Consider the following 1,189-nt stretch of genomic DNA (forward strand, 5'->3'; position numbering starts at 1 on the left):
GCGCGTGCGACATGGCCGGAGGCCATGGGGAGGACCCTCACGAGGTCCACCTTGGCGCTGCGCGGAAGGCCGAGCTGGTGTTTCAAGCGCTTCACCGGGGTCTTGGAAAAGCCGAGCTTGAGCAGATGGATACCACGCGACGTCATCTCGATCCGCGCGAGGTAGATGAATGACGCGGTGCTGTTCCATGCGCCCCCGCAGGCGGCGCACTTGACCTGATCCCAGGCCATGTTCACGCGGGCCACACGCTGAGAATGGCCACAGCTGTGGCGATACATGCGATAGTTGGCGTTGCCCTGCGGATCGCGTCCCAGACGCTCCCAGCCACGCTGCGACGCCTCATCCTGCTCCCGCGCGCGCAGGCACTTCTCGCAGCGAACATCCGTCCTTTTCGCCGCGACCCGCTCCACGAATTCGAACTGCCTCTTGATCACGTGGCCGCAGGCGGCACGGTACAGGCCGTAGTGGTGGTTGCGGCCGTCCCGGCGCAGGAAGGTCAGTCCCGCCGCCCGTGCGGCATCGGCGAGATCAGCCTCTGCGCAGGCGCCGCAGCGAGGCTGGGCCGTCCGGAGCGTATAGCTCTTGTGCGCGGTCAGCCCCCCACAGATCCGGCATTCGAGCGCGACGTGATACCTGTCCCGGATCCTGCCATGGACCCTGAAGCCCTTGTCGCGAGCGATGCGGGCCCAGGCTTCCGGCACGGGCCGAGGATAGTCGCGCCATTCGCTGGCGGGCACATGGCGGGAGCGATGCGGAACGTGCAGGCGACGCCTGCGGCTGGTCACGACATCGAAGGGAACGCCGCGGACAGACGGGCGGGTCGGCTTGGGCGAGCGGGGCTTGGTCTTGGGCATGGGAGAAGCTCCTGAACTGGGCATGAAGGGAGAGAGGGCGCGGGCTCTGCCCGCGCCGGGACGTGGCGTGAAACTCTTGGGGAAGGTCAGGCGGAGGGGCCGATGTCGCCGTCCAGCTCCGGGCCATCCCAGTCCTCGATGCGGGCATCGAACGGGTCTTCCAGAGCCAACCAGGTCTCGAGCGAGGCGAGCGCCGCGCTGAGCCAGCTGTTGAGGTCGCGCGCCCCGGCTCCTGCACCCGGAACCAGCCACGCCCAGCGGCGCAGCCGCACATCGGCACGAAGACCTGCCACCTCGTCCGGATCTGCGGACCGGATGACCCGCATGTAGAGACG

1 protein-coding gene and 1 pseudogene are annotated in these 1,189 nt (G+C 68.1%); both read right to left on the bottom strand.

Annotation, left to right across the window (positions count from 1 at the left end):
* Positions 1-854 (bottom strand): annotated as a pseudogene (locus EP237_RS22840) (hypothetical protein); the annotation flags it as partial.
* An 86-nt stretch (positions 855-940) separates the two neighbouring features.
* Positions 941-1,189, bottom strand: a 249-nt coding sequence (locus EP237_RS22845) for a hypothetical protein (RefSeq protein WP_206052354.1), incomplete at its 5' end; no start/stop codon positions are given.

This window comes from Nioella ostreopsis, assembly GCF_004000255.1.
In the GTDB taxonomy this organism is placed as follows: Bacteria; Pseudomonadota; Alphaproteobacteria; order Rhodobacterales; family Rhodobacteraceae; genus Nioella; species Nioella ostreopsis.